This is a genomic window from Micrococcus sp. KRD077, from assembly GCF_017168505.1.
Taxonomy (GTDB): Bacteria; Actinomycetota; Actinomycetes; order Actinomycetales; family Micrococcaceae; genus Micrococcus; species Micrococcus luteus.
Genome location: NZ_JABFAZ010000036.1, coordinates 2,083 through 8,216, shown reverse-complemented (window position 1 = coordinate 8,216; position 6,134 = coordinate 2,083). Strand labels below are relative to the sequence as shown.

Annotated in this window: 6 protein-coding genes; 4 read left to right on the top strand and 2 right to left on the bottom strand. The window is 77.1% G+C overall.

The window, feature by feature from the left end:
• The coding region (locus J1M39_RS12330) for a DUF4190 domain-containing protein (RefSeq protein WP_241254035.1) at nt 1–539 on the top strand (539 nt) is incomplete at its 5' end.
• Nucleotides 540–548: 9 nt separating this feature from the next.
• Here the strand turns inward: J1M39_RS12330 and J1M39_RS09235 are convergent.
• The gene (locus J1M39_RS09235; RefSeq protein WP_342356399.1) at nt 549–1,778 is read right to left on the bottom strand and encodes an amidase; all 1,230 of its coding nucleotides are present in this window, start codon (nt 1,776–1,778) and stop codon (nt 549–551) included.
• A gap of 60 nt (nt 1,779–1,838) precedes the next feature.
• Entirely contained in the window at nt 1,839–2,267 is a 429-nt protein-coding gene (locus J1M39_RS09230) for a Fur family transcriptional regulator (RefSeq protein WP_036380778.1), read from the bottom strand.
• A gap of 161 nt (nt 2,268–2,428) precedes the next feature.
• Between J1M39_RS09230 and J1M39_RS09225 the strand changes: the two genes are divergently transcribed.
• From J1M39_RS09225 to J1M39_RS09215, 3 genes are all read left to right on the top strand, one after another.
• Nucleotides 2,429–3,547 (top strand): acyl-CoA hydrolase, encoded by a 1,119-nt coding sequence (locus J1M39_RS09225; RefSeq protein ID WP_206496705.1) that lies wholly within the window; start codon nt 2,429–2,431, stop codon nt 3,545–3,547.
• Nucleotides 3,544–5,667, top strand: a complete 2,124-nt coding sequence (locus J1M39_RS09220; protein WP_206496704.1) for a PIG-L family deacetylase — start codon at nt 3,544–3,546, stop codon at nt 5,665–5,667. Before J1M39_RS09225 ends, J1M39_RS09220 begins: the two co-directional genes overlap by 4 nt.
• Nucleotides 5,668–5,765: 98 nt before the next feature.
• A complete protein-coding gene (locus tag J1M39_RS09215; RefSeq protein ID WP_241254033.1) occupies nt 5,766–6,011 on the top strand; it encodes a hypothetical protein in 246 nt (81 codons plus the stop codon).
• The last annotated feature ends 123 nt before the right edge of the window (nt 6,012–6,134 follow it).

Sequence of the window (6,134 nt, the reverse complement as noted above, 5' to 3'; positions counted from 1 at the left end):
CCGACCAGCAGGGCCACCGCAGACGGCGCGGTGCCCGCGGCGGGCGCCCCGTCAGCCTCGACGCGGCCGCCTACAAGGGCCGCAACGTCATCGAGCGCCAGTACGCGCACCTGAAGCAGTGGCGGGGCCTGGCGACCCGGTATGACAAGTACGCGATCATCTACAGGGCCGCTGTGGTCCTGAATGCTGTGATCGCATGGTCAAAACGATTGTCAGACATGCCCTACGGGCAGGGCACGCCCGGCCACGGCTACGGGACCCCACTGCAGCCCGGCCAGACCGACGGCGTCGGCCGCTCGGTGGCATCCATGATCCTCGGCATCATCTCCGTGGTGGGCGGGTTCACGTTCCTCCTCCCGCCGATCGTGGGCGTGATCCTCGGCCACATCGGCCTCAAGCGCGAGCCCCACGGCCGCGGCATGGCGATCGCCGGCCTCGTGATGAACTACGTGTCCCTCGCCCTGCTGCTGCTCGCCGTCGTGTTCCTCGTGATCCTGGTGATCGCCGGCATGTCCCTGGGCGACTACACCTCGACCTGACCGGCCGGCTCAGCCGGCCAGCAGCAGCTCGAGATGCGCGGCCAGGGCGAGCAGGGGTGCAGACGTGCCGGGCCGGCCGATGAGCTGGACGGACCAGTTCAGGCCCCGCTCGTCCCGGAGCACGGGCACCGCGACCGCGGGCAGGCCGAGCACGTTGACCATCGAGGTGTAGGGCGTGAACGCGCACTGCGCCTCGTAGTTGGCCTCGGGCTCCATCGCCAGGAAGTGGCCGACCGGCGGGGGCGCGGTGGCCAGCACCGGGGTCATCACCACGTCGACGGCGGCGAACTGCGCCCGCACCCCGCGTGACCACTCCTCGAGCCGGTGGGCGGCGTCGTCGATCTCGGCGCGCCCTGCGGCCCGGGCCGTGCGCAGGAAGTGCGCGGCCACCGCGCCCACGTGCGCCTCGGCGTCCTCCGGCAGCGGCGCCCGGAGCAGCCCGGCGGTCCACACCGTGCGGAAGTCCCGGTGATAGTCCTCGCCGTAGTAGGGGGAGAGGTCCTCGACCGCGTGACCGCCCGCGTCCAGGGCGGCGGCGGCCTTCGTCAGGGCGGTGACGGCGGGCCGGGCCAGGGAGATCTCCAGGTCGGGGGCGAACGGCGAGGCCGTGGTGACGCCGATCCGGCGGACGTCGACGGCGTCCCCGGCCCGGGCGGTCTCCACGGTGCGGCGCAGGTCCGACAGCACCCGGCCGGGCAGGCCCTCGGGGGTGAGCATCACGTCGTAGAGCAGGGCGGCGTCCTCGACCGTGTGGGCCAGCGGGCCCGACACCGTGAGGTTGCGGACCGTGTCCGCGTGCTCGTCCATCGGCAGCTCCCCGCGACCGGGCTTGAGGCCCACGAGCCCGCACGCCGCGGCGGGGATGCGGATGGACCCGCCCCCGTCCGAGCCCGGGGCGAACGGCAGGATCCCCGCGGCGACGGCGGCCGCGGCCCCACCCGAGGAGCCACCCGCGGTGCGGGTGGGGTCCAGGGGGTTGCGGGCCGGCGCCGTGACGAGGTTCTCCGAGTAGGAGTCCAGGCCGAACTCGGGCACGGTCGTCTTGCCGAGGGTGACGGTGCCGGCCCCGCGCAGGCGGAGCGCGAGCGGGTCGTCCTGCGCGGCCGGCGGCGCGTCGGCCAGCAGGGCGGAGCCGAACCGCGTGGGCATCCCGCGCACGTCGATCAGGTCCTTGTACGCCAGCGGAAGGCCGTGCAGGGAGGCGGGGGCGCCGTCGTCGTCCGGGGCGTCATGTGCCACACCTTGGCACGGGCGGGCGGACGGGGGAAGACGCGCGGCCCACCGGGGCGACGCCGGCGGTCACTCCCGGCAGCCGGCGCACAGCCCCCAGTAGTAGACCTCGGCCTCGTCGACCGCGAAGCCGTGGCCCTCGGGGGCGTCGAGGCACGGGGCAGAGCCGGTGCGGCACGGCACGTCCACGACCGTGCCGCAGCCGCGGCACACGAGGTGGTGGTGGTTGTCGCCCGTGCAGATCTCGTAGCGGGCCGGGGAGCCGGCGGGCTGCAGGGAGCGCACGAGCCCGGCCTCGGTGAGCGCGTGGAGGCAGTCGTAGACGGCCTGGTGCGAGGTGCCGGGCAGGGCCCGACGCACGGCGGCCAGCACGGTGGACGCGTCCGCGTGGGGGTGGTCGGCGAGGGCGGTCAGCACCGCCAGGCGGGGCCGGGTCACGCGCAGGCCGACGCCGCGCAGCAGCGTGCGCTCGTCCTCGTCCCGCGTCGTGGTCTCCATGCCAGTCGATCCCATCCGGTTCTCTGGAACATGTCAAGAAAGAGCGGGCCGCTTCGCCCCCGGCGCACCGGCCATTCCCCGCCGTGCCCGTGCTGACTACGGTGAATCCTCGACCCCGGGGCGCACCGGCCCGGGCGCCGTCGACGAGGAGGTCCCCACCCATGGCCCAGCCCGAGCCCGTCCGTCTCGTCCCGGGTGGAGCCGTGGACCGCCCGGCCGAGCAGGCCCTCCTCGCGGCCGCCGCGGCCTGCGACGGCGACGTCGATGCGATGGTCGAGCTGCTCCGTGCGGCGTCCGGCGCCCCGTCCGGCGAGGACGCCGCCCCGCTCGACCTGCCGCTGACCGGCGCGGGGCGCACCCGGGAGCAGTGGGAGCTGCTCGCCTCCGTCGCCGCGCAGGACCTCTCGGCCGCCCGCGTGCTCGAGCCCCATCTGGACGCGCTCTCGATCCTGTCCCAGGCCGGCGTCCCCGCCCCGGCCGGGCTGCTCGGCGTCTACGCCTCCGAGTCCGGCGGCCGCACCCCGGCCCTGCGCCCCGCCCCGGACGGCCCCGACACCGCCTGGCTGCTCGACGGCGAGAAGCCGTGGTGCTCGCTCGCGGACCGGTGCGCGGCCGCCGTCGTGACCGGCCGGGAGGCGGACGGCACCCGCCGCGCCGTGCTCGTGGACCTGTCCCACCCCGGCGTGGCCGAGACCGACTCGGCCTGGCCCGCGCTCGGCCTCGCCCCGATCCGCACGGTGGGCCTGGCCTTCGACGCCGTCCCCGGCAGCGCCGTCGGCGGCGCCGAGTGGTACCTGCGCCGGCCCGGCTTCGCGTGGGGCGGCATCGGCGTGGCGGCGGTGTGGTTCGGCGGCGCCGTCGGCATCGCCCGCACCCTGCGGAACGCCACCGCCGCCCGCGCGGCCGCCGAGGCCGAGGGCCGCGGACCGGGCCCGGACCAGATCGGCCAGGCGGCGCTCGGCCGCGTCGACCGGCTGCTCCACGCGATGGCCGCCCTGCTCGCCCGTGCCGCCGACGACGTGGACGCCGGCCGCCTGGACCACGGCCGCGGCCTGGTCGAGGCCGACCGGATCCGCGGCACCGTGGCGCAGCTGTGCACCGAGGTGATGGACGTCGTCGGGCAGGCCACCGGCCCCGGCCCGCTCACCGGCAGCGCCGCGCACGCCCGCGCCGTCGCCGACCTGCAGGTCTACCTGCGCCAGCACCACGGACACCGCGACGACGCCCGGCTGGGCGCCGCGCTCCTGACCGGCGAGACCGACGGCGGCTGGACGTGGTGAGCTTCTCCCACACCGACGACGGCACGTCCGAGGCGGCCTGGGCCGAGGGCGGCGTCGGCGAGCTGCCGGAGCTGCGTCTGCCCGTCTGGGACGCGGAGACGCTGCTGCTCGTGGCCGTGGCGCACCCGGACGACGAGACCCTCGCCGCCACCGGCCTGATCCGCTCCGCCCTGCGCGGCGGGGCGCGCGTGCACGTGCTGGTCGCCACCGCCGGCGAGGCCTCCCACCCGCACTCGCCCACGCACACGCCCGAGGACCTGGTCCGGCTGCGCCGGGACGAGATGGAGCACGCCCTCGACGCCCTCGCCGCCGGCCTGCCCGCCTCCGCAGGCCCCGGCTCTCCGGCGCGGGACCGGCTGACGTGGGCGTCCCTGGCCCTGCCCGACTCCGGCGTGGCCGAGCACGAGGACGCCGTGCGCGACGCCGTCGTCGCGGCCCTCAACGCCCACCCCGGCCCCGCCGTGCTCGCCTCCCACGACCCCGGCGACGGCCACGCGGACCACGAGGCCGTGGGCCGCGCCGTCGGCGCGGTCGCGGGCGAGTGCGACCTGCCGCTCTACGCCTTCCCCATCTGGTTCTGGCACTGGGCCGACCCGGCCGACCTGCCCGCCCGCCGCTACCGACGGCTGCCGCTCACCGACGACGACCGGGCCGCCCGCCGTGCCGCCCTCGACGCGCACGCCTCCCAGGTCCGGCCCCTCTCCGACGCGCCCGGTGACGAGGCGATCCTCGGCCCCGCCGTGCTCGCCCACCACGAGCGCCCGTTCGAGGCCCACCGCGTCTCCGGCCCCGACGACGCCGACGCCCACCGGGCCGCCGCCGTCTTCGACCGGCTCTACCGGGCCCAGGAGGACCCGTGGCGCTACCTCAGCTCGTCGTACGAGGCCCGCAAGCGGGCGCTCACCCTCGCCGCCCTGCCCCGGCCCCGCTACGGGACCGTGGTGGAGGCGGGCGCGTCCATCGGCGTGCTCACCGCGGACGTGGCCGCGCGCGCGGACCGCGTGGTCGGCCTCGAGGCGTCCCCCACCGCCGTCGAGCGCGCCGCCGCCCGGCTGTCCGGCGCGCCGCACGCCGAGGTGCGCCGCGCCGTGCTGCCCGCGGACTGGCCGGCCGACGTCGCCGGCGCGGACCTCGTGATCGCCTCTGAGATCGGCTACTTCCTGCAGCCCGAGGAGCTCGACGCGCTGATCGACGATGCCGACGCCGCGCTCGCCCCCGGCGGCGAGCTGCTGCTGTGCCACTGGCGCCACCCCATCGAGGGCTGGCCGCTGGACGGGGACGCCGTGCACGCGCGCGTCGCCGCCGACCCGCGCTGGCGGCTGCGCACCGAGCTCGTGGAGGACGACTTCCGGCTCAGCCTCCACGTGCGGGCCGCCGCCGCGACCCACGCCGTCGTCGTGGTGCCCGCCAAGGACGAGCAGGAGCGGCTGCCGGCCGCGCTCGCGGCCCTCACCGCCGCCCTGGACCGCTGGGAGGAGCACCACGCGCAGGGCACGGCCGCGGTCGTGGTCGCCGCGGACCGCTGCGACGACGCCACGGTGGCCGCCGCCCTCGAGGCCCGCGCCGCCGACCCGCGCATCCACGTCCTCGAACTGGGGGAGCCGACCGCCGGGCAGGCCGGCGTCGGGCGGGCCCGCCTCGAGGGCGCCCGCCGGGCCCGCGCGCTGTTCCCCGACGTGCCCGCCGAGCGCCTCTGGCTCGCCTCCACCGACGCGGACAGCCGCGTCCCCGCCGACTGGCTGCTGGCGCAGACCGTGGCCGCCGGCCACGACGAGGTGCTCGTGCTGGGCACGGTGGACGTGCACCAGGGTCCGCTGCGGCAGGCCTGGCTCCGCGGCTACCGGCACGAGGAGGGGCACCCGCACGTGCACGGGGCCAACCTGGGACTGCCGTGGTCGCTGTACGAGGCCGTGGGCGGGTTCCCGCCGGTGGCCGAGCACGAGGACGTCGGCCTGGCCGAGGCCGTGCGGGCCCTGGCGGGGGAGCGCGACGGCGGTGACGGCCGCCGGGTGCGCGTGATCGCCACCGACACCACCCGCGTGCTCACCTCGTCCCGCCTGGAGGGGCGGACCCCCGGCGGGTTCTCCGGGTACCTCAAGGCGGTGGGCCGGCCCGGGTGAGGCCGGCCGGGGAGCAGGGGCGCGGGGCCGGGCCGGGTCCGGGGGGCACCGCCTAGACTCGGCACCGGACCGCGACGCCCCGAACCGGAAGGACCGTCATGACCGACCCCCACGCCTCCCACGACCCGCGCCGTGAGGCCGCCCGGCCGAGTTGGTACGGGTCCGAGGCCGGTGCGGGCTCCTCCGGCACCGGCTCCTCCGCCGCCGGCTGGCCCGGCGACGCCGACCGCGCCGCCTGGGACCAGGCCCCCTCGTACGCCGAGCAGGAGGAGCAGACCCGCCCCGCCTACGGGCAGCCGTACGGCTACGGCCAGGACGCGAACACCGTCCCCGCCTACGGCTAGGGCGTGTCTGAGAATAGATGCACGAGTCAGCTGAGACCCTGGGGACATGTCCCGGTTCCAGATGCTCTCCGACGCCCAATGGGAGTTGATCGCCCCGATGCTCCCGACCCGGACCGGCCGCGC